At 42.6% G+C, this 21567-nt stretch carries 23 protein-coding genes; 17 read left to right on the forward strand and 6 right to left on the reverse strand.

Features of this window, described 5'->3' with window-relative positions:
• Nucleotides 1-34: 34 nt before the first annotated feature.
• The 3 genes from accA to M3I01_RS03890 all read left to right on the forward strand — a co-directional run bounded on the left by accA (nucleotide 35) and on the right by M3I01_RS03890 (nucleotide 2577).
• Nucleotides 35-982, forward strand: a complete 948-nt coding sequence (accA, locus tag M3I01_RS03880; RefSeq protein WP_255894270.1) for an acetyl-CoA carboxylase carboxyl transferase subunit alpha — start codon at nucleotides 35-37, stop codon at nucleotides 980-982.
• Nucleotides 983-1068: 86 nt separating this feature from the next.
• Nucleotides 1069-2373, forward strand: coding sequence for a tRNA lysidine(34) synthetase TilS (gene tilS, locus M3I01_RS03885; RefSeq protein WP_275564924.1), 1305 nt, complete (start codon nucleotides 1069-1071; stop codon nucleotides 2371-2373).
• A 54-nt stretch (nucleotides 2374-2427) separates the two neighbouring features.
• Nucleotides 2428-2577: a hypothetical protein gene (locus M3I01_RS03890; RefSeq protein WP_255894273.1), complete on the forward strand. Its 150-nt coding sequence runs from the start codon at nucleotides 2428-2430 to the stop codon at nucleotides 2575-2577.
• 20 nt (nucleotides 2578-2597) lie between these two features.
• On the opposite strand, the gene M3I01_RS03895 is transcribed toward M3I01_RS03890, so the two are convergent.
• A complete protein-coding gene (locus M3I01_RS03895) occupies nucleotides 2598-3278 on the reverse strand; it encodes a nucleoside/nucleotide kinase family protein (RefSeq protein WP_255894274.1) in 681 nt (226 codons plus the stop codon).
• 409 nt (nucleotides 3279-3687) lie between these two features.
• On the opposite strand from M3I01_RS03895, the gene M3I01_RS03900 reads away from it, so the two are divergent.
• The 11 genes from M3I01_RS03900 to rpoS all read left to right on the forward strand — a co-directional run bounded on the left by M3I01_RS03900 (nucleotide 3688) and on the right by rpoS (nucleotide 13610).
• Complete coding sequence (locus M3I01_RS03900; protein WP_255894275.1) at nucleotides 3688-5322, forward strand: CTP synthase; 1635 nt, start codon at nucleotides 3688-3690, stop codon at nucleotides 5320-5322.
• Between the two features lie 51 nt (nucleotides 5323-5373).
• A complete protein-coding gene (eno, locus tag M3I01_RS03905) occupies nucleotides 5374-6675 on the forward strand; it encodes a phosphopyruvate hydratase (RefSeq protein WP_255894276.1) in 1302 nt (433 codons plus the stop codon).
• A gap of 122 nt (nucleotides 6676-6797) precedes the next feature.
• Nucleotides 6798-7076: a septum formation initiator family protein gene (locus M3I01_RS03910; RefSeq protein WP_112137310.1), complete on the forward strand. Its 279-nt coding sequence runs from the start codon at nucleotides 6798-6800 to the stop codon at nucleotides 7074-7076.
• The gene (gene ispD, locus M3I01_RS03915; RefSeq protein WP_255894793.1) at nucleotides 7076-7807 is read left to right on the forward strand and encodes a 2-C-methyl-D-erythritol 4-phosphate cytidylyltransferase; all 732 of its coding nucleotides are present in this window, start codon (nucleotides 7076-7078) and stop codon (nucleotides 7805-7807) included. The genes M3I01_RS03910 and ispD overlap by 1 nt, the downstream gene beginning before the upstream one ends.
• Before the next feature lie 16 nt (nucleotides 7808-7823).
• Nucleotides 7824-8330 (forward strand): 2-C-methyl-D-erythritol 2,4-cyclodiphosphate synthase, encoded by a 507-nt coding sequence (gene ispF, locus M3I01_RS03920; protein WP_255894279.1) that lies wholly within the window; start codon nucleotides 7824-7826, stop codon nucleotides 8328-8330.
• Nucleotides 8327-9421, forward strand: a complete 1095-nt coding sequence (truD, locus tag M3I01_RS03925; protein WP_255894281.1) for a tRNA pseudouridine(13) synthase TruD — start codon at nucleotides 8327-8329, stop codon at nucleotides 9419-9421. Before ispF ends, truD begins: the two co-directional genes overlap by 4 nt.
• Nucleotides 9399-10145 carry a 5'/3'-nucleotidase SurE gene (gene surE, locus M3I01_RS03930; RefSeq protein ID WP_255894282.1) on the forward strand — a complete coding sequence of 249 codons (747 nt, stop codon included), beginning with the start codon at nucleotides 9399-9401 and terminating at the stop codon, nucleotides 10143-10145. The genes truD and surE overlap by 23 nt, the downstream gene beginning before the upstream one ends.
• The gene (locus M3I01_RS03935) at nucleotides 10142-10807 is read left to right on the forward strand and encodes a protein-L-isoaspartate(D-aspartate) O-methyltransferase (RefSeq protein ID WP_255894283.1); all 666 of its coding nucleotides are present in this window, start codon (nucleotides 10142-10144) and stop codon (nucleotides 10805-10807) included. Before surE ends, M3I01_RS03935 begins: the two co-directional genes overlap by 4 nt.
• Nucleotides 10800-11729, forward strand: a complete 930-nt coding sequence (locus M3I01_RS03940) for a DUF368 domain-containing protein (RefSeq protein WP_255894284.1) — start codon at nucleotides 10800-10802, stop codon at nucleotides 11727-11729. Before M3I01_RS03935 ends, M3I01_RS03940 begins: the two co-directional genes overlap by 8 nt.
• Nucleotides 11730-11735: 6 nt before the next feature.
• A complete protein-coding gene (locus M3I01_RS03945) occupies nucleotides 11736-12593 on the forward strand; it encodes a peptidoglycan DD-metalloendopeptidase family protein (RefSeq protein ID WP_255894285.1) in 858 nt (285 codons plus the stop codon).
• 27 nt (nucleotides 12594-12620) lie between these two features.
• Entirely contained in the window at nucleotides 12621-13610 is a 990-nt protein-coding gene (rpoS, locus tag M3I01_RS03950; RefSeq protein WP_255894287.1) for an RNA polymerase sigma factor RpoS, read from the forward strand.
• Nucleotides 13611-13688: 78 nt separating this feature from the next.
• Here rpoS and M3I01_RS03955 read toward each other — a convergent pair whose 3' ends face one another.
• On the reverse strand, nucleotides 13689-15134 hold the full coding sequence (locus M3I01_RS03955) for an AhpA/YtjB family protein (protein ID WP_255894288.1): 1446 nt from the start codon (nucleotides 15132-15134) through the stop codon (nucleotides 13689-13691).
• A gap of 145 nt (nucleotides 15135-15279) precedes the next feature.
• Between M3I01_RS03955 and serB the strand changes: the two genes are divergently transcribed.
• Together serB and M3I01_RS03965 are read left to right on the forward strand one after the other, a co-directional pair.
• A complete protein-coding gene (gene serB / locus M3I01_RS03960) occupies nucleotides 15280-16191 on the forward strand; it encodes a phosphoserine phosphatase SerB (protein ID WP_255894289.1) in 912 nt (303 codons plus the stop codon).
• Nucleotides 16192-16332: 141 nt separating this feature from the next.
• Nucleotides 16333-17253, forward strand: a complete 921-nt coding sequence (locus M3I01_RS03965) for a LysR family transcriptional regulator (RefSeq protein ID WP_255894290.1) — start codon at nucleotides 16333-16335, stop codon at nucleotides 17251-17253.
• 19 nt (nucleotides 17254-17272) lie between these two features.
• On the opposite strand, the gene M3I01_RS03970 is transcribed toward M3I01_RS03965, so the two are convergent.
• The 4 genes from M3I01_RS03970 to moaA all read right to left on the reverse strand — a co-directional run bounded on the left by M3I01_RS03970 (nucleotide 17273) and on the right by moaA (nucleotide 20533).
• Nucleotides 17273-17698 carry a hypothetical protein gene (locus tag M3I01_RS03970; RefSeq protein WP_255894291.1) on the reverse strand — a complete coding sequence of 142 codons (426 nt, stop codon included), beginning with the start codon at nucleotides 17696-17698 and terminating at the stop codon, nucleotides 17273-17275.
• 89 nt (nucleotides 17699-17787) lie between these two features.
• Complete coding sequence (locus M3I01_RS03975; protein ID WP_255894292.1) at nucleotides 17788-18981, reverse strand: molybdopterin molybdotransferase MoeA; 1194 nt, start codon at nucleotides 18979-18981, stop codon at nucleotides 17788-17790.
• A gap of 5 nt (nucleotides 18982-18986) precedes the next feature.
• Nucleotides 18987-19526 carry a molybdenum cofactor biosynthesis protein B gene (gene moaB, locus M3I01_RS03980; RefSeq protein WP_255894294.1) on the reverse strand — a complete coding sequence of 180 codons (540 nt, stop codon included), beginning with the start codon at nucleotides 19524-19526 and terminating at the stop codon, nucleotides 18987-18989.
• Between the two features lie 11 nt (nucleotides 19527-19537).
• A complete protein-coding gene (moaA, locus tag M3I01_RS03985) occupies nucleotides 19538-20533 on the reverse strand; it encodes a GTP 3',8-cyclase MoaA (protein WP_255894295.1) in 996 nt (331 codons plus the stop codon).
• Nucleotides 20534-20709: 176 nt separating this feature from the next.
• On the opposite strand from moaA, the gene M3I01_RS03990 reads away from it, so the two are divergent.
• Complete coding sequence (locus M3I01_RS03990) at nucleotides 20710-21567, forward strand: acyl-CoA thioesterase (protein ID WP_255894296.1); 858 nt, start codon at nucleotides 20710-20712, stop codon at nucleotides 21565-21567.

Raw genomic sequence — 21567 nt, forward strand, 5'->3', positions numbered from 1 at the left:
ATTTTATGGCAACCAAACAGTAGTGTAATTAAATATGAATTTAGATTATCTCCCTTTTGAGCAGCCGATTGCTGAACTTGAACAAAAAATTGAAGAGTTACGTTTAGTCGGTAACGATGATGAAATCAACATAGGCGATGAAATTAGTCGTCTTGAAGATAAAAAAATAGCGCTGACCAAAAGCCTATTTAGTAATTTAGGGGCATGGGAAGTTTCTCAGTTAGCGCGTCACCCAAAGCGCCCATATACACTTGATTATATAAAACATGTTTTTACAGACTTTGAAGAAATGCATGGTGACCGTCATTATGCGGATGACCGTGCGATTGTTGGCGGTGTTGCTCGTCTAGATGGCCGTCCTGTGATGGTAATTGGCCATCAAAAAGGTCGTGAAGTAAAAGAAAAAGTACTTCGTAACTTTGGTATGCCTCGTCCAGAAGGTTACCGTAAAGCGTTACGTTTAATGGAAACCGCTGAACGTTTTAAATTGCCAATTATTACCCTGATCGACACACCTGGAGCATACCCAGGAATTGGTGCTGAAGAGCGCGGTCAAAGTGAAGCGATCGCTTTTAATTTGGCTGTTATGTCTCGTCTTAAAACACCCATTATCTCTACTGTGATTGGTGAAGGTGGTTCTGGTGGTGCATTAGCCATTGGTGTTTGTGATGAACTAATGATGCTGCAATACGGTACTTACTCCGTTATTTCTCCTGAAGGTTGTGCGTCTATTTTGTGGAAAAGTGCAGACCGTGCTTCTGATGCTGCTAAAGCGATGGGGATTACGGCTCAACGACTTCAAGAGTTGGGCTTTGTGGATACTATTATCCAAGAGCCGTTAGGTGGTGCGCATATTGCTCATGAGCAAATAGCAGAAAATTTGAAACAAAACGTTATTGCTGCATTAGATCGAATGGAAGCATTAACGACAGATGAGCTATTAGCTCGTCGTTATAATCGTTTGATGTCATACGGCTTGTAATTATTTAGCTATGCTAAAAAGCCTCCTATATTAGGGGGCTTTTTTGTTTGTGTTCACTCTTAAAGCGCTTTGCCGCTGAGGCTAGGATGAAGTATTCAACTCTAAAGCCAATGACGTTGTCGTCACCTATTCGTTTCAACCCTGAGTGGGTTGATGACCTATTCATGCAGGCGAAAACAGTGTGGGTTGGTTTTAGTGGCGGAGTGGATTCTCACGTATTACTTCACTCTTTGGTGAATCAGCTCACGTCAGAGCAAAAGCAAAAACTGGTGGCGATTCATATTCATCATGGGCTGAGTGCGAATGCGGACAACTGGCTTAAACATTGTGAATTGATCTGCAACGACCTTGGTGTGAATTTTGTTACTGAACATGTACAACTTAAAGCTCAAGCTTCTCTTGAAGACGCTGCTCGTAATGCCCGTTATCACGCTTTTCAAAAACATATTGGTAATCGGGGGGTTATATTGTTGGCCCACCACGCTGGGGATCAAGTCGAGACGGTTTTGTTTCGACTCCTTAGAGGCACTGGTGGAAAAGGGTTAGCCGGTATTCCCGCAGAAAGATCATTAGGTGAAGAAGGTGCTAAATTAATTCGCCCCTTATTGTATGTATCCAAAGCAGAGGTTGAGAGTTACGCTCAACAGCAGCAACTTGATTGGATTCAAGATGAATCTAACGCAGATGAGCGTTTTACACGAAACTTCCTCCGCCAAAGTGTCGTCCCTATTCTTAAAGAACGATTCCCCAAAATGGAGCAAAATATCGCTTCCAGTGCGCAACGTATCGCCACCGATTACCGCATGCTAGCGCAATTATCTAGCCAGCAATTAGGTGTTTGGTGTAATGAGCTTGGTGGCTTAAAATTATCCTTTATTGCGGATAAAGCGCGAGAGGAGCGGCTGTTTTGGCTGCGTCAATTTCTGCAACGAAAAGACACATCGTTGACTCATTCTCAGCTAGAAAGTATTGATGATATGTTTGCGAGTGGAGAAGATAAGCAGCCTGAGTTTGTGTTTTCTTCTGGGCGCCTTATGCGCCATCAAAATGTTATTTATCTATTACCCCTTGATCAAGCCGTCGTGCTGGCACCGCTTGTCTCAGGTGAGGTATTGAAGCGTCCTTTTGACGAGATTTGTGTTCGCGGAAGTAACAACTGTACACTAAAAGCGCGTCCCGAAGGCGCAACACTTATCATGCCGAATGGTAAAACTCGAAAACTGAAAAAATGGCTCAATGATCAACAAGTTGCAAGCTGGTGGCGAGAGCATCTTCCGTATATATATCAAGATGATACGCTGATTGCCATTGGAGACCTTTGGTGTCATCCCGATCATTCTCATCTCGATATCGAATGGCGGATTAATCTAAGTTTACCGCTGCCTAAATAGAATGTGTTCAATTTGTGACTGTTTGGCGGAAAAGCAGCTCGCATCGTTGACGATTTGGCAGGTCGCATCAGCGATCAGCTTTACGACGAATTACAGGCGTTGGTCGAAGAGTCTAATCAACTTGAGGCGATTCAAGGTATGTTTTTGCGTATTAACCTAACGTTTGAAAGAAGTGCCGAGTCGATTTTTGATCAAAGGCGCTAGTGAATGAGTTTGGCAAAGCGTTAGACTTTTATTAGCCAATCGGCCTGATTTCTATAGCGTGCGACCAGCTCGGCATTCAGCCCGTCGCTCTGATTAATTCTCTGCATGGCTTGTTCGTGACTGAACCCCCAAGCCTTCATGTGACGTTGCGCTAAACGTTCAATGGCAATGTCCAAAGGAATGTCTAAGAACCAATGCTCATCAAACAAGTCTTTAGACGCTTGCCAGCCGTCTTGCTGATGCAACAAGTACAAGCCTTCCACTAATATGACGTTAGCGCCTTTGTTGATCGTCAGGTCGTCTTCAATTGGATCACCTACTGAATGATCAAAGCTCGGCCACAAAACACTTTCTTTTCGATGGCTCCGCTTAATTTTTTCAACGCGCTCAATAAAGGCAGTGCTATCAAATGTCCATGGCGCCCCTCGCCTTTCCAACGCTTCTTTTGCATTAGGTAGTGCCTGAAGTTGGGCTTTTGAAAGATGAAATCCGTCCATTGAAAGACAAACAACCTGTGCGTTTGGTTGATCTGAAAAATGAGACATTAAATAGTCGGCTAACGTGCTTTTCCCTGAACCTGGCCCGCCTGTTAAGCCAATAAGTGTGCGCTCCGGTTTGTCTAGAGCGGTTCGGATTTTTAATAAAGCGTTCTTTACACTGGAAGAGTGAGCGAAAAAATCATTGGCTTGTAAATACGTCATGGATCATCCTATTTTTAATTCTTATTGGCTCACTTTAGCATGAAGTGTTATTGCGCTTTAGCGATTGTATATGAACCAAGGGTATGCTTTTCTTCGCAACCATTAAAGCGAATAAAGAACCAATACGAGGAAAAAACTCGGGTGTAATGCCATCAACGTGTCTATGAATAAATGGTAGGGAAGCCAGTGTGTATAGCGGAAAATGTTTTGGAAGTATCGCTTGGGAATTCGACGTCATAAGAATGCCCTTGGTATAACGATCAAGTCAAACCTTCACTCAATGTAAAACAGCTGTGTTTTACATTGAGTGAAGGGGCTCACGATGTTATTATTTCCCCCCGTCCTGAAGGCGCATTTATATGTGTCATCAAATCTCATTTTTTCACATTTTAAGGCGGGTTAAACACTCATGGCGACACGATATATTTTCGTTACAGGCGGTGTAGTTTCATCTCTTGGTAAAGGTTTGGCAGCGGCATCTTTGGCGGCCATCCTTGAATCTCGTGGTCTAAAAGTCACCATGCTAAAGCTGGATCCCTACATCAATGTGGATCCTGGCACTATGAGTCCTTTCCAGCACGGCGAAGTGTATGTCACAGAAGACGGCGCCGAAACTGATCTAGATCTTGGCCATTACGAACGTTTTATTTCTACTAAAATGGGCAAGCGTAATAATTTCACCAGTGGTCGTGTTTATCAACATGTTCTTAAAAAAGAACGTCGTGGTGAGTACCTTGGTGGAACCGTTCAGGTTATTCCTCACATTACAGATGAAATCAAACGACGTGTTATTTCTGGTGCTGAAGGCGCAGACGTTGCGTTAGTTGAAATTGGCGGTACTGTTGGTGATATCGAATCACAACCTTTCTTAGAAGCTATTCGTCAATTAAAAGTAGAATTGGGTCCACGTCGAGCATTGTTCATGCATTTGACACTGGTTCCTTATATTCGAACTGCTGGCGAAACCAAAACCAAGCCTACTCAGCATTCCGTCAAAGAGCTTCGCTCTATTGGTATTCAACCTGACATTCTTATTTGTCGTTCTGAAGTGTCTATTGAAGCACCAGAACGTAAGAAAATTGCGTTGTTTACTAGCGTTGAAGAACGTGCGGTTATTTCTCTTCCAGATGCTGATACCATTTACCGTATTCCTCAAATGCTGAATGACCAAGGCTTAGATAGCTTGATTGTTGAATATTTTAATCTAGATTGCGATATGCCAAATCTGGATATTTGGAACAAAGTTACTCAAGCGAAACTGAATCCAGAGAAGCAAGTCAATATCGCCATGGTAGGAAAATACATGGAGTTGTTGGATGCTTATAAATCTTTGATTGAAGCCATGGATCATGCTGGCATTCATGCTCGTACGAAAGTTAAACTTCACTACATTGATTCTGAAAGCATCGAAGAAAAAGGCACAGAGTGCCTAAAAGGAATGGACGCGATTCTTGTTCCTGGTGGTTTTGGTGAGCGTGGTGTAGAAGGTAAAATATTGACAGCTCAGTATGCTCGTGAAAACAAAGTGCCTTATTTAGGTATTTGTTTGGGTATGCAAGTAGCGGTTATCGAATTTGCTCGTAATGTGGCAAATTTAGCCGGTGCTCACAGCACCGAGTTTAATTTAAAAGCAGAGAACCCAGTCGTTGGTCTGATTACAGAATGGACGAATGCAGAGGGTTCCAAAGAAATCCGGTCAGAGGAATCCGATCTAGGCGGCACGATGCGTCTTGGTGCGCAGAACTGTAATCTTACTGAAGGCACAAAAGCCTTTGATGCTTACGGTAAAGCAGTGATTAAAGAGCGCCATCGTCATCGTTATGAAGTGAATAACTTTTATGTAGCTGGGTTAGAGAAAGCAGGTCTGACGATTTCAGGTCGTTCAGAAGACAACTCTTTGGTTGAGATGGTAGAAATTGCAGAACATCCTTGGTTTGTCGCTTGTCAGTTCCACCCAGAATTCACTTCAACGCCTAGATATGGACACGGCCTGTTCAGTGCCTTTGTACATGCGGCATTGAAATATGCAGGAAAAGAAAAATAAGTAGATCAAACAAGCAGTTTGTGATTCTTCATTTATTTTAAGAGGTTTGTTATGAGTCAAATCGTTGATATCAAAGCCAGAGAAGTTTTAGATTCTCGTGGTAATCCTACCGTTGAAGCTGATGTTATTTTAGCAGACGGCTCCGTAGGTTCAGCGTGTGCACCGTCTGGTGCCTCTACCGGTTCTCGTGAAGCTTTGGAATTACGTGATGGCGACAAAAGCCGTTACTTAGGAAAAGGTGTATTAAAAGCGGTTGCCGCGGTAAACGGTCCAATCCGTGATGCTTTGATCGGCAAAGATGCGCTTGCTCAAGCCGAACTTGATCAAGCCATGATTGATCTTGATGGTACTGAAAATAAATCCACTTTTGGTGCGAATGCTATTTTGGCGGTTTCTTTGGCAGCTGCGAAAGCGGCAGCGATTTCTAAGAAAGTCCCATTGTATGCTCACATTGCAGACATTAATGGAACGCCAGGTGTTTATTCTATGCCTGTGCCAATGATGAACATCATCAATGGTGGTGAGCACGCAGACAACAACGTTGATATCCAAGAATTTATGATTCAGCCTGTTGGCGCGCCAAACTTTCGTGAAGCATTGCGTTACGGCGCTGAAATCTTTCATGCGCTGAAAAAAGTATTGAGCGATCGTGGTCTAAGCACAGCCGTTGGTGATGAAGGTGGTTTCGCGCCAAACCTTTCTTCTAATGCGGAAGCATTGGCTGTTATCAAAGAAGCGGTGGGCGTTGCTGGTTATGAGCTTGGTAAAGACATCACTTTAGCAATGGATTGTGCTGCGTCTGAGTTTTATGACAAAGAAGAAAATATTTATAATCTTAAGGGTGAAGGAAAAAAATTCACTTCTGAAGAATTTAATTTTTTCTTACAAGACCTTACTAAACAGTATCCAATTGTTTCTATCGAAGATGGTCTTGACGAATCTGACTGGGATGGTTTTGCGCATCAAACTAAACTAATGGGTGATAAAATCCAATTAGTAGGTGATGATCTGTTTGTAACAAACACTAAGATTCTAAAGCGTGGTATCGACAACGGTATTGCCAACTCAATCTTAATTAAGTTTAACCAAATCGGTAGTTTAACAGAGACGTTAGCAGCCATAAAAATGGCTAAAGACGCTGGTTTCACGGTTGTTATTTCTCATCGTTCTGGTGAAACAGAAGATGCAACAATAGCAGATTTGGCCGTTGGTACAGCCGCAGGTCAAATTAAGACTGGCTCACTATGCCGTTCTGATCGTGTTGCTAAGTACAACCAATTATTGCGAATTGAAGAGCAACTTGGTGGTAAAGCGCCTTATAAAGGTCTTTCTGAGATCAAAGGTCAGGCGTAATCACGCCTTGATCTAAAAGGGGAGAACTTGGTTCTCCCCTTTTTTTATATTTTTTTGGTTCAATTCCTTTGCTTTTAATTTTATGGTAAGGGTAATGTTTTTCTTAGGTCGTAGAGGATGTTATGGCGCGTTTGTTACTTGTCTTTTTTGTCTGTGCCATTGGCTATCAATCTTACCATTTGTATTTTGGTGAGCAGGGCGTTAAGCGGCAAGAAGAGTTAGCAAAGCAAATTGCCTATCAAGAGCGTATTAACTTACGTCTGAAACATCGAAATCAAGCGCTTAGAGCACAAGTCCATGATCTGCGCCTTGGAGAAGAGGCGGTAGAAGAGCATGTTCGCAGTGAACTTCAATATATAAAAGATGGAGAAGTCTTTTATCGTATGGTGAATAAAAAGTGATGCCACCATTGTGGGTTATCATCCCCGCCGCCGGCGTAGGTCAGCGTATGCAGGCCAACTGCCCGAAACAATATTTATTACTTGCTGGTCAAACCATTCTAGATCGCACTATCAATATTTTTATGTCGCACCCTCGTATTGCTGGCGTGATTGTTGGTATTAGCGCTGGTGATGCTTATTGGTCAGACTCTAAATGGCATAATCATGATTTTGTGCACACGTTTGTGGGTGGAAGTGAGCGTAGCGATACTGTGCAAAAAGGCTTGCGTTACATGATGGATGTCACGGGTATCCACCAGCAAGACGTCTTGGTTCACGATGCGGCGCGACCTTTGTTAACGTATGCGGCACTAGATCGAATTATTGATCATTCCTCCAGTCAGGGGGCGATTTTGGCTATGCCAGTTAAAGACACCGTGAAGCTTCAACTTTCCGGTCAAGCGTCGGTTGAAACAACGCTTGACCGGAGTGCTATTTGGTTGGCTCAGACGCCACAGAAATTTCCTTCCCAAGCGCTCTTAAATGCCTTAAGAAAAGCGCAGACTGAAGGCGTGTCAGTAACCGATGAGTGCTCTGCGATGGAGTTTGTTGGTTGGCATCCAGATCTTGTAGTGGGAGAAAGTAGTAATATCAAAGTGACATTACCTGAAGATCTGCAGATTGCAGAGGCGCTTTTTTCTTACCTTTCAATAACAAATCTTTCAAATTTTAATACAGAGTGCAGTCCATAGCATAGGAGTAATTATCATGATGCCGTTTCGTATTGGCCATGGTTTTGATGTTCATAAATTTGGTGAAGGTGATCACATTGTATTGGGCGGTGTGTCTATTCCCTACTCTCAAGGGCTGATTGCCCATTCCGATGGTGATGTCGCTCTACATGCATTGACAGATGCCTTGTTAGGCGCAGCAGCGCTTGGCGACATAGGTAAGCATTTTCCAGATACTGATGCTGATTTTGCTGGCGCTGACAGTCGTCTTTTATTGAAACGCGCTTATCAAAAAATACAGTCGCTTGGCTTTTCGGTTGGCAATGTCGATATTACGATTATTGCGGAGGCACCAAAAATGCGCCCTTATATTGATGTCATGCGTGCGAATATAGCGGCAGATTTAGCGGTGAGTATCGATGCTATCAATGTGAAGGCAACGACAACAGAAAAGCTGGGTTTTACGGGTCGTAAAGAAGGTATTGCGGTTGAGGCCGTCGCGCTTATTTTTAAACAGGCTCATTTTAATCAAGGTAATGTATGAATACCGAATGGCGATATGCTTGGTCTAAGCCAACAGTCACTGGGGATTTGAAAACCCATATACAAGACTTTTATGTTGAAGAGCAGTTAGGGTTTGAGCCTGATGACAAAGGCGAATTTTGTTATGTTTTCATCGAAAAACAAGGCGTGAACACAGACTTCCTTGCGAAACGCTTGGCCGAAATAACAGGTATTGCACCCAATAAAGTGACTTACAGCGGTGTCAAAGATCGACATGCTTGTACTCGCCAATGGTTTTGTTTGCATGTTTTGAATCAAGAGGCGGATTTTTCGACGCTTCAGGACGCTTTTAAAGAGCCTGAAAGTGTTCGTGTGATTGCGCAACTGCGCCATTCTAAAAAACTGCGCACGGGAGCGCATTTGTCGAACCGCTTTGTTATTCGTTTACGTGAAGTGGTTGGTGATTTAGATGAGCTTGAAGGACGTTTGAACCTGATTAAACAAGGTGGCGTGCCTAATTATTATGGTCCGCAACGTTTCGGCATAAACGGTAATAATTTGCACCACGGCAAGGGGTTTGTTCTGAAAGGGCGGCAAAGTCGCCGTAAATTGCCGAAGACAGAATCCTTTTGGTTATCGGCTATTCGCTCTTGGTGTTTTAATGAAGCATTAAGCGATCAAGTTGAAAGTGGCATGTGGTCACGTCTATGTGATGGTGATATTGCTCAGTTTCAGCATAAACATGAACAGTTTCGAGTCAAAGAAATTGGTGCGTTGATGCATCTTAATGTGATGCGTGGTGAGATAAGCCCCGTATTGCCACTCATCAGTGAGGGTTGGGAGGCTGGCACGGGGGCCCAACGTGAAGCGGCTATTAAAAGTTCTCTAACGCAAAGTATGGATTTGGTCAATGCACTTATCGCGTTTGATCTTTCAAGGGACAGCCGCTTAGCGCGTCTTGTGCCGATGAATATGGCGTGGGAATTGCTAAGAGATAATGAAGGGAGTGCGCAGTTGATCGTGGAATTCTCGTTACCAAAAGGGTGTTTTGCGACCAGCGTTTTGCGCGAAATGATCGATTTTACAGATAAGTCAGCAGAGAAACATCATGAGAGTATTGATCGCCAATGATGATGGGATTGACGCGGTTGGTATACAAATACTTGCTCAACGTTTACAGCAAGAGTATGACATTTTAGTCGTAGCGCCGGATCGTAATCGTAGTGGTGCGAGTAACTCTTTGACTTTGACTCGTCCAGTACAGCCTATTATGGTTGAAAAAAATAGATATCGAGTCGATGGTACACCGACGGATTGTGTTAATTTGGCGTTGTCAGGAATGATTGATGGTGATGTGGACTTGGTGATTTCGGGCATTAATCATGGAGCCAACTTGGGTGACGATGTGATTTACTCGGGGACTGTCGCGGCGGCGATGGAAGCTCGTCACTTAGGTCGTCCTGCGTTGGCGGTGTCCTTAGTTGGCCATAAGTATTTTGAGACGGCTGCAGAGGTCGTAGTACGGCTGATGAAGGACTCTCATACACTTGCCTTGCCTGCTGGTATTTTATTGAATATCAATGTACCAGACGTTCCTTATAGTGAATTAAAAGGCATTCAGGTTACGCGTCTTGGTTATCGTCATAAGGCGCAAGCGCCGGTCTCTGCTAAGCATCCACGAGGGTTACCCAGTTTTTGGATTGGGGCATTGTCTGAGCCACACGATGCATCAGAAGGGACTGATTTTTGTGCCGTGGAAAATGGCTATGTCTCTATTACTCCCATTCATACGGATATGACCTGCTACGAAGCAAAATTACCGCTTGAAAAATGGACTGACACTGTAACTTTATGAGCCAACATGATCTTAATTGGTTAGTCACACACACTGAACCAAAAGCCTCAAAAATGATTCATCAGCTTAGAGAGCAAGGTATTACTCACGAAGAGCTGTTGGCCTTGATGGCTGCCCTTCCTCGTCACGAGTTTGTTGAGCCGGCATTTTCGCATTTAGCGTATTCCGCTACGCCGCTCCCTATTGGTCGAAATCAGACCATCAGTCAGCCGCTTACCGTAGCAAGGATGACTGAGTGGCTTTTGGCGTATTCTCGGCTGGGGCGTGTGTTGGAAATTGGCACTGGATCAGGTTATCAAACTCGAATCTTGGCGCACTTTTTTAATAAAGTTCACACGGTTGAGCGGCAACAATCTCTGCATTTACAGGCTAAGCATCGTTTGTTCTCGATGGGCGTCAATAATGTTGAGTGCTTATTTGGTGACGGACAGGCTGGTTGGCCTAATAAAGTGGAAATGGATGCGGTTATTATTACCGCCATGGCGAGTAAAATTCCGTTAGCATTAACCCATTGCCTTAAAGAGCAAGGTATTTTAATTATGCCAATTGATCACCCTAGTCCGCAGATAGGCTGCTGGCGGAAAGAGGGCGATCGTTGGAAATGTTTAGGGACAGAAGCTGCGTCTTTTGTGCCTTTATTGGAAGGAATTGAACATGCCTAAATGGCTGAAAGTGTATTTGAGTGGCGTATTAATGGGAGCAGCAGATGTTGTCCCCGGTGTTTCTGGTGGAACGATTGCTTTTATTTTAGGCGTTTATGACCGTTTGATTAGTGCGTTAAGTGGGGTGAATAAAGACAGTTTAGGTATGTTGGTAAAAGGTGATGTAAAAGCCTTGTGGCGCCATTTTGATGGGGCTTTTTTGCTGTCATTAGGCGCTGGTATTATCACGAGTATCTTTTTGATCGCCGGAGTGATTACACATCTTTTGGCGGTTTATCCCATTTATTTGTGGAGCTTCTTTTTTGGTCTTATTTTGGCATCCGCTTATTTTTTGATTCATCAAATTGTGGGTTTTTCATGGCGTCATTTTGGAAGCCTTATGGTGGGAGTGGTACTCGGGGCAAGCCTATCATTACTTGTTCCGACCCAATTTAATACATCATTGGTGATGGTTTTTTTCTCTGGCATGATTGCTATTTGTGCGATGATATTACCAGGTATCTCAGGCAGTTTTTTATTGCTTATAATGGGCATGTACGGGTTTATTTTATCAGCGATTAAAAGTTTTGATATTACTGTTATCCTAATTTTTTCAGCCGGCGCTTTGATTGGTCTATTAAGTTTCTCTAAAGTTTTACATTATTTACTAGGCCATGCTCGATCAATGACGTTGTCATTCCTTACAGGGACTATGTTAGGGGCTTTAGTAAAGGTGTGGCCATGGAAAATTACCGATACTTGGAGTGTGATTGGTGATAAAAAACTACCACTAGAAGAGCATCTTATTCTACCTTGGGACTTACCAGATTTTTATTGGCTGACGGATTTTTTATTTCCATCGGTGTTTATTTTTACTGGTTTTTTGAGTGTGGTTCTTATTTCTTACATATTTTTACGAAACTCGACAAATAGTAATAATTAACTTGAATTGAATCCCGAGGAAAAAATTATCTTTAGTAGTGTCTTTAGAAATCACGATTCTTTATCGCTAACTTGGTTAACAAGTCTGCTCTTTTTTTTGTGTCTTTTATTGACTGGATGCTCTTATGAAGTGCTTCATTATTCTGCAAAAAATAATCGAACTTATGCATCAAATAATGCTAGCGTTTCTTCCGTTCCATCGTCAGGTGTTCATCGTGTTCAAAGTGGTGAAACCTTGTTTTCTATCGCTTTTCGATATGGATTGGATTATAGAGAGTTGGCTCAATCTAATCGTATCGATGCACCTTATACCATCTACCCCAAACAAAAAATCCGCCTCAGTGGTGCGAAAAAATTGACTTCAGCGATTGCTGATAATTCGAAAAAAACGGCACCGCCTATTGTTGAGAATGTGAAAAATACCTCTTCAGTACCTACTGCCGTCGTTTCTACAAAAAGACCCACTAAGTTACCAAAAAGCGACATAATATCTGGTGATTGGGCTTGGCCTGTTGATGGTAAAGTTTCAAGGGGGTTTTCAAATGCTGGCGTTAGTAGTAAAGGTATAGATATAAAAGCTAAGCAAGGAGCATTGGTAAAAGCAGCTGCAGATGGAACCGTTGTTTATGCGGGCAGTGGTCTTATTGGATACGGAAACCTTGTTATAGTGAAGCATAATGATGTATATCTTAGTGCTTATGCGTACAACGAAAGAATCTTAGTTAAAGAAAAACAAAATGTTCGAGCTGGCGATTCCCTTGCTGTCATTGGTGGTAAGGGAAATGATAGACCGTTACTTCACTTTGAGGTTCGTCGTGATGGTCAGCCAATCGATCCGCTAGATGTTTTACCCAAAATAAATTAAACGAAGTTAGCGTTTTAAGGAGGGGACATGAAGTTGGCAAATATGGATAAAGAAGCAGCTAAAGTTTCGAATACGACAGATTTTGATCTTGATGATTATGCGGATGAAGAGCTTGCTGAGCAAGCGTTTGAATCGGCGGTAAATGCTCGCTATGCTGAGGAGGATACGAGTCGTAATCTCGATGTCACTCAGCTTTATTTGAGTGAGATTGGTTTCTCTCCACTGCTTACAGCAGAAGAAGAGGTGTATTTTTCTCGCCTTGCTCTTAAAGGTGATGAGAAGGCGCGTAAGCGCATGATAGTAAGCAACCTGCGTTTGGTTGTGAAGATCTCTCGTCGTTACTTAAATCGAGGCTTATCGTTGCTGGATCTTATTGAAGAGGGAAACCTTGGATTGATTCGAGCGGTAGAAAAGTTTGACCCTGAACGAGGTTTTCGTTTTTCAACGTACGCTACATGGTGGATACGACAAACGATTGAACGTGCCATCATGAATCAGACTCGAACCATTCGTTTGCCGATTCATGTCGTCAAAGAGCTTAATGTGTATTTACGAGCCGCTCGAGAGTTGACACAAAAACTGGATCACGAACCGAGTTCAGAAGAAATTGCAGAAATGCTTGATTGCCCCGTTGAAGACGTACAAAAGATGCTTGGCCTAAACGAGAAGGTAAGTTCCATTGATGCGACCTTTGGTGGGGAGAATAACGACAAAAGCTTGGTAGAAATTCTGGCAGATACGCTTCATCAAGGGCCAGAAGCGGACCGCCAAGACGGGGATGTATTACACAGTATTGAGCTTTGGTTGGATGAATTGAGTGAAAAGCAGTGTGAAGTCATTACGCGTAGATTTGGGTTACGTGGTCATGAGGCCAGTACGCTTGAGCACGTGGGTGCCGAAATTGGTTTAACGCGAGAGCGTGTTCGTCAAATTCAAGTTGAGGCACTTCGTAAACTGCGCCTGATTATGGACAAGGAAGGCTTGTCGTTAGATGACGTCATTCGTTTTGATAATTGATTAGATAGTTACTTCCAAATAAAAAGACCCGCTCTATGGCGGGTTTTTTTTTACCTGTACTTTATTTTTTTATGAATTTTATAGCATGTCTTTTTGTAGATTTGGCTCAGTAATTTCAACAATATGTTGCTGAATTTCTTGTTTGTATTTGTCAGACATCCCTTTTACTTCATAGGCTAAGACCTCCTTTCCATTATCTTCAATTATTTCTGGAAGGCCTGTAAAAACGCGGTTTTGTATATGGGATAAGGTGAAAATATCATCACTAATGACCAGTTTATTAATACTTTCTGATTGTTTTAATTGATGAACATTATTTAAAAGCATGTCGACTTTATCTGGTTCGAAATGGTTTTCTTTTACCATATTAGTAATCTGAGCATTACCTTGATGAAGCCCTAAGTGAAAGTTAAGTTTTGATGTATCTTTATAGAGTTCATTTTCCAATAACTTATCCACTAAGCCTAAGAAAAGTTGAGCGGTGCTCACGGCGTTAAGGTAAAGCTTATCTTCACAATCGTGGGCACTGAAAAGTATGACAGCCGAATCGTTTTTGTACTGATGCACATGACCTAAATAGATTTCACTGGCTTGAAAAATGGCTCGATAAATTGGTGTCAGTAAATTTGCCACTTGTAGAGGTGTCATGTCTTCATGCCATTTTTCTATGTTCAGAATATCAAAATATAGAAGGCAACTACGCTGTTTGGATTCTTCGAATATGGCATCGAAATTTATCTCAAACTGAGCTTTTTTCACGGCGGCAATAATGTCCATGTCTGCTACCGGTTTTGTTGATTTCTCTACGATTTCTTTAGGTAGTTTTAAGGCTTGTATTGCTTCAACGGCGTTATGGAGTTCTCTTGCTTCTTTATAAATCGGCATCACTAGCGAATTTTTATGTAAGCCTTTGCTATAAGTAATAAGCGCAGAAGAGGCTTCATTGATTGGTGTAAAAAGCCACCTTGTTATTAAAATGATGAACAATAGTGAAATGGTACTGATGAAAATAGCGACGCCAATTAATAGATTGTTAAGGTGCTGTAATGTGGCCTGAGCGGGAGTCTTGTCTAGGGTGATTAATACATGACCGACGATTTCATCTCTAAACTTTATACTCGAACTATAAACTCGGCGTTTATCGTTTGGTCGAAAATCACCTTCTGATTGCCGTCCAGAGTTATCACTGTCTGCTTCAGCAAGTAGTTCGTCTTTTTTATTGTAAACTCGAGCACTTAAAATATTGTCATCGACAACCAAACGATTGAGCAATACATTTAAACTTAGTAAGTCATTGGTGAGTATGGATTGGGTTGCATTAAAGGCAGCTTGAGTCGCTAAGCTACTGCCTAGTACTTCGGTTTGTTGAGATAAATAATTTTCCAATGCGTGGGTCATGGTGTACCAAAAAATGCATACGGTGAGAACCATAAGTGCAATAAAGGTGGCAACGGTGACAACTGAGGCACTCAGTTTTTTGCGTATAAAAGCGATGAGAGGCTTAGTTTTAGGTTGGGTGTCCATTCACTTCCTTTGGGTAACTCGTAAAACAATGACTAAAGTATACACATCATAACGGCCGTTTTCTGAATTCTTTAAAGTAGAACAGGTGCTTAGCGAAAAGAAAATGATTTGCTATAGTAGGCGCCTTATTGAATTTGGAGTGTTTATGTCTGCCAGTATTACTCTTATGGGGTCTTTGAGCCCTGAATACCTTGATCAATTTAGTGTCTGGTTAGACAAGCGCGGACTAAAGGGCGCACCCCGTCGATTGACGGATAATCAAGATTTGGTTTCTGTTGTGCAAGTGGTACTAGAAAATGAGGCTGTGAACAGTGCATCAATTCGAGCTGAACTTTTAGCTTTGTCTGATAGCACGGGAGTAGACCATATATATCAGTCGACGATGTTAGACATCCACACAGTTGGTGTGGCGGTTTTTGATATGGATTCAACACTGATTAAAGCGGAAGTTATGGATGAATTAGCCGTAGAGGCTGGTATTGGAGAGCAGATCTCTGCGGTGACGGCGAGTGCAATGCGCGGAGAAATTGATTTTGTAGAAAGTTTCGTACAGCGGTTGGCGCTTTTAAAAGGTTTGAGTAGTGACGTCATGGACGGTGTGTATAGCAGAATTCAGCACATGGATGGTATTGCAACCTTGATGTCCGCTTTACATCATTATGGGTGGCACACGGCTATTTTATCTGGCGGCTTTACCTATTTTGCGGATCGAGTCCAAGTGGAATATGGTATGACGGAAGTGCATGCTAATGTTTTAGAAATCCAAGATGGTGAGTTAACCGGTAAGCATTTAGGTGCGATTGTTGATGGTGAGCGCAAGAAACTTTTATTGACGAAGATCGTTGAAGAACAAGGTGTTGATTGGAAGCAATCCATAGCGTGTGGAGATGGTGCCAATGATTTGTTGATGTTGAATCATGCTGCTTTAGGTGTGGCTTTGCATGCGAAACCTTTGGTTCGAAAGCAGGCTCCATGCCCAATGAATAACCTTGGCTTAGAAGGCATTTTGTATTTGTTAGGCATGACGTCCGTGCAGATTCGTGCGCTGTCTGTTTAGTAATGACAATGAAAGGAAATGCGTTGTTGTTACTGTTTGGCGGTGATTTTTTACGCTCAAGATAGAGACTGCTATTGTCATCTCTAAAAGCTTGTTATGATTCTGCGTTATAACTATAACAAGCTTGGGTGAGGTGTTATTTTGTCAGAAATAAGATTGTCTGATATCGATTTGAATTTATTGTATGTCTTTCAGGTTTTAATCGAAGAACTTAATGTGACAAAAGCCGCGACGCGACTCAGTGTTTCCCAGCCTGCTGTCAGCCGGTCATTATCGCGGTTACGGGATGTGTTCGACGACCCATTGTTTATCCGCACCTCTCATGGTCTTTCCGCTACCGCTAAGACTCAGAACCTAGCGTCGCTTTTAGCAGATACGCTAAAAGGGCTTGAAAGTCTGATTCAACCCAGTGAATTTACCCCACAAACCAGTAAGCGTCGTTTTATTCTGTCGACCACTGATTTTGGTACTTTGACTGTTTTACCTAAAATCCTTGATCAATTTCGTCAAGAAGCGCCAGGTGCTATTTTAGACGTTAAATCCTGGAATGAAGATATGGTGACAGAGTTGGATCAAACCAGTATCGATGTTGCGGTTGCCGTGCTATCGAAAGAGCCGCCTGCGGCGATTCGTGCAATGCGTTTGAAAAGCGATTCTATGGTGTGTTTGGCTCGTAAAAATCACCCAGATATTCAAGATGCTTTAACATTGGATAGCTATTTGAAGGCCAATCATGTGCAAGTTGTATTAGGTCGACGAGAGTATTTTGCAGTCGATCGTGAGCTGGATAAAATGGGATATAAACGGCAGGTATCTGTTCATTTACCGAATTTTGTCCCAGCGGCTAGAGTGGTTATGAACAGCGATTTATTATTGACCGTACCGAGGCTTTTTGCAGAGGATATGGTAGAAACGGCATCTGAAATAGTGTTGCATGAACTGCCATTTATTACTCGAGAGTTTGATTATTCGATGATTTGGCATGAACGCTTCCAACATGACGCAGCTCATGTCTGGTTTCGAGGGCTATTGAGAAAAGCTTTTGTCGACGTTTCAGCCTGATATGTATTGTTAATGCTTATCAAGTAGGACTTGATAAGCGTGTTATCCATTCTTTGGTTAATACTTCCACTAGGCTATATCGTCTAAGTGTCATTGCTTCTTCTAAATTTACAAAGCTTTTCTCTAAATAGTCGTGGAGTATCTTGTCTCGCAATACGACCAAAAACTTAATTTGTTCTGCTTGCTCATAGGTCACATCCTTATTCAAAATAAGCGCATGAAGGACTTCTTTTCGTGAAGAAATGTCTGTTTTGTAATGATGCTTCAAAACATATCGAGCAAGGTCTAGCATAGAAGTGACAAGCAATTGAAATGAATGCTCGATCACCATTATTTCGTCTTTAGAGTACGCGACTGAAGCGGGTCTTTTTCTAAAGGCATCAAGGCGCTTTATCATTGCGTGCTGATGTTCATAAAGGGAAGTTTCCCACTCAACGTTTCTCATTATTATCGCCTTCTAGTGATAGGAGAGTAGCGTACGGATTGTTTAGCACGCTACTTGTAGTCTAGGTGAGGTATTTGAAAAGGGCGACGCTAGAAACCAGAGAAAGGATAAAAAGAATAAGAACAGCCGTATTCAATCTGAGTATTCGCTTTAACATGCAAGTAACCTTGGCTTTCACAAGCGGCTAGTAACGCGCCAGAGCTTTGTTGTGGATGAGCGTAAGCCAAGCCGTCTTGGCCGATAAAAACGCGTATAAACTCATCTCGTTGAATTACCTTGGCGCGATTAAACCCCGCATCTACCAAGTAAGAGGGAGGCAGTTCTGCTTTCTGGCCAGAACAAATTGACAATAATAACCGAGCGAACCAATGGTAAGTGACTAAGGTTGAGCTGGGGTTGCCTGGTAAGCCTAAGAATGGAATACCTTCAAGCGTCGCATGAACAAGTGGTTTACCAGGTTTAATGGCGATTTTCCAAAGGTGTACTTTGCCCAACTTTTCCAGAACGCCTTTTACATGATCTTCTTCACCGACAGAAACCCCACCAGACGAAAGAATAACATCACAAGATTGTAGTAATTTTTTTAGTGCGGCTTCGGTCTCTTCTGGTGAGTCCGCGGCGTGAAGGCATTGTTCAACCTGGTGGCCCGCTTGCGTAACCAGAGCGTTAAGCATCGGCCCATTGGAATTGTAAATTTGCCCAGGTTGTAAGCTTTTGCCTGCTGGAATGAGTTCGTCTCCGGTGGTGAGTATACCTACGAGTAATGGCTTATAGACAGTAATGTTTGTGATGCCAAGACTAGAGAGCAAACCAATATGTATTGGTGAGATCTTCTCACCTGCTTTTATTACTGTCTGGCCTGCTTGCATGTCTTGACCCTTCGGACGAATGTTGTCTCCTTTTAAGGGTTGCTGAGCGAAGACAAGCGTATTACCAATCTGTTGTGCCTCTTCTTGCATAATGACAGTGTTAGCACCGCTCGGAATATTTGCGCCGGTAAAAATGCGTGCGCATGTACCTGGTATCAAACGTTGGGCGGGTTGTCCAGCGGTAATTCGCTGGCTTACCGTAAAATACTTGTCGGCTTGCCAATCATCACATGCTAGGGCATAACCATCCATTGCACTATTATCATGGGGTGGGACAAAAATATCTGCGACAATGTCTTTTGCAAGAACTCTTCCTGCTGCATTAGACAAAGCGATCGTTTGGGGTGCAACGCGCAATGTAGCGCTTTGCTTTATTTCTTGCAATGCGTCTTCAAACGTAAGCATGGTCGACATAGTACTTAAGCCTCGAGCTGAGTTGGTGCAAGTGGCCCAATTAGCATACTGACAAAGTTGCAGGGTCTGTATGAAGCGTTAAGTTGCTCTTCTAAAATACCATTCCATGCGGTTTTGCATGCACCCGTTGAGCCAGGTAAACAAAAGATCAACGTTTGATTTGCTAGTCCTGCAATGGCGCGGGACTGGATAGTGGAAGTGCCAATTTCGTCGTATGATATTTGTCGAAATAATTCACCAAACCCTTCGATGGTTTTATCGAAAAGTGGTGTCATTGCTTCTGGTGTACTGTCTCGGCTGTAAAAACCCGTGCCGCCAGTGATCAGTACAACATGAGTTTCTTTATCGGCGATCCAATTCGAAACTACCGCGCGCATTTGGTAAACGTCGTCTTTTACGATTTCTCGACCGCTGAGCGTATGACCAGCTTTGCTTAATAATTCAACGAGAGCGTCGCCAGAGGTATCTTCAGCGAGTGATCGTGTATCCGAAACCGTTAATACACTGATTTTTAGTGGTCGAAATGGGGAAGGTGTTTTAGCCATGGGATTCCTTGTTAGCCTCCTGTTGCGCTCATAAAACGTAAAATTTGTGGGGCTTCATCGAGGTTGAAATGATGTTGAAGTGGTTTAAGTGCTAACGCGTCGATAATAGCGCTTTCTAATGTTATTGAATCGGCCGATGTATTTCGAATCACACCTTTTAAGTCTTTTGAGTGTTCATTGCCTAAACAAAGTAATAATCGACCCTCAGCGGTAAGTCTGACTCGATTACAGGTATCACAAAAGTTATGACTGTGAGGTGAAATAACACCAATTTTGTGATCGTAACCTGCTACCTGATAGTAGCTTGTTGGTCCGCTAGTCGTCATTGAACTAGGAGTAAGCTCGTAGTATTTACTGAGCGTTTCGATAACGTCATCACTGGATAAATACGTTGCGGCGCGATCATGGTCGCTAATAATGCCCAACGGCATTTCTTCAATAAAACTGATGTCCATTTTACGATCTAACGCAAAGCGCGCAAGGTCGAATAATTCATCATCATTATGATTTTTGAGCATAACGCTGTTGATTTTTAGCCTTTTGAACGGTAACTCGCTGACGGCTTCTATGCCATTGATAACTTGTTGAAATTTATCTCTACGCGTCAGCGCGTAAAAGCGATCAGCTTTTAATGTATCGAGACTGATGTTGATACGAGACACGCCGGCGTTGAGTAAATCTTGCGCCATTTTATAAAGTTGAGAGCCATTCGTCGTAATGGTTAATTCTTCTAAACCGTCCGTGTTGGCGATTTGCTCTATCGCCCATAATATATTTTTGCGTACTAAAGGTTCGCCGCCAGTAATTCGAATGCGTTTGGTACCCATTGAAATAAAGGTTTTTGCGACGTGAACAATTTCTTCAAGAGACAAAATATGTTCTCTAGACAAAAAAGAGACGTCTTCATCCATACAATAGGTGCAGCGAAAGTCGCATCTGTCAGTAACAGAAATACGTAAGTAATCTATTTTTCGACCAAATGGATCGATTAAAGCGGATGTAGCCAAGAAAAATACCCCACAAGATAGCTGTCCATCAAAGCAAAAAAACGGCTATTTAGCAAAGTGGTAAAAAAAATTAGACGGTTTTTGGGTGTTATTTTCAAATTTTGTCGATTTCCTGTTAAAAACGTCACGTGAAAAGCGGCATAATACGAATATTTATAATTTGCAGGAGAGCAACGGTGAGTCAAGTCGTTAATCATTTAATTGGTCTACTGAAGTTAGAGCGAGTATCCGCTACTCAGTTTATTGGGCGTAGCCAAGACATAGGCTTCCCGAAATTATTTGGCGGTCAAGTTATTGGCCAAGGGTTGAGTGCAGCAACGCAAACGGTAGAAGGGCGTTTTCCGCATTCGCTCCATTGCTACTTCTTACGCCCTGGTGATTCTACGCATCCCATTGAATATGATGTTGAAGTGGTTCGCGATGGTGGCAGTTTTAGTGTGAGGCGAGTGATTGCTTCACAATTTGGAAAAAGTATTTTAGCGATGACGGTGTCTTTTCATATCGAAGAATCAGGCTTCGATCACCAAGACGCGATGCCGAATGTACCGGGGCCTGAATCGTTCAAATCTGAATTATCGCTTTTCAGAGCTCACTCAAGCGAAATACCCGAAAAAGTAAGGGATTTATTTACGGCGGATCGCCCGATTGAATATCGAATTGTAGAAAATCAAAATCCATTTCGTCCTCGTCCAGGGATTGCGAAACGCCATATGTGGATTCGTAGCGTGTCTGCTCTGCCTGATGATGCACTAGTTCATCAGTCTATGTTGGCTTATACAACGGATTATGGCTTTATTGAAACCGCCTTGATGCCTCATGGATTGTCTATTGGTAACCCGTATTTAACCATTGCCAGTCTGGATCATGCGATTTGGTTTCATCGTCCTTTCAGGTTAGATGAATGGTTGCTTTATGTGGCAGACTCCCCGTCAGCCAGTTCGGCTAGAGGCTTTGTACGCGGGCAAATTTTTAATCAACAAGGTGAGTTGGTTGCGTCAACCGCTCAGGAAGGTTTATTACGCTACTCGCGTTAA

The sequence above is a fragment of the Marinomonas maritima genome (assembly GCF_024435075.2).
Taxonomy (GTDB): Bacteria; Pseudomonadota; Gammaproteobacteria; order Pseudomonadales; family Marinomonadaceae; genus Marinomonas; species Marinomonas maritima.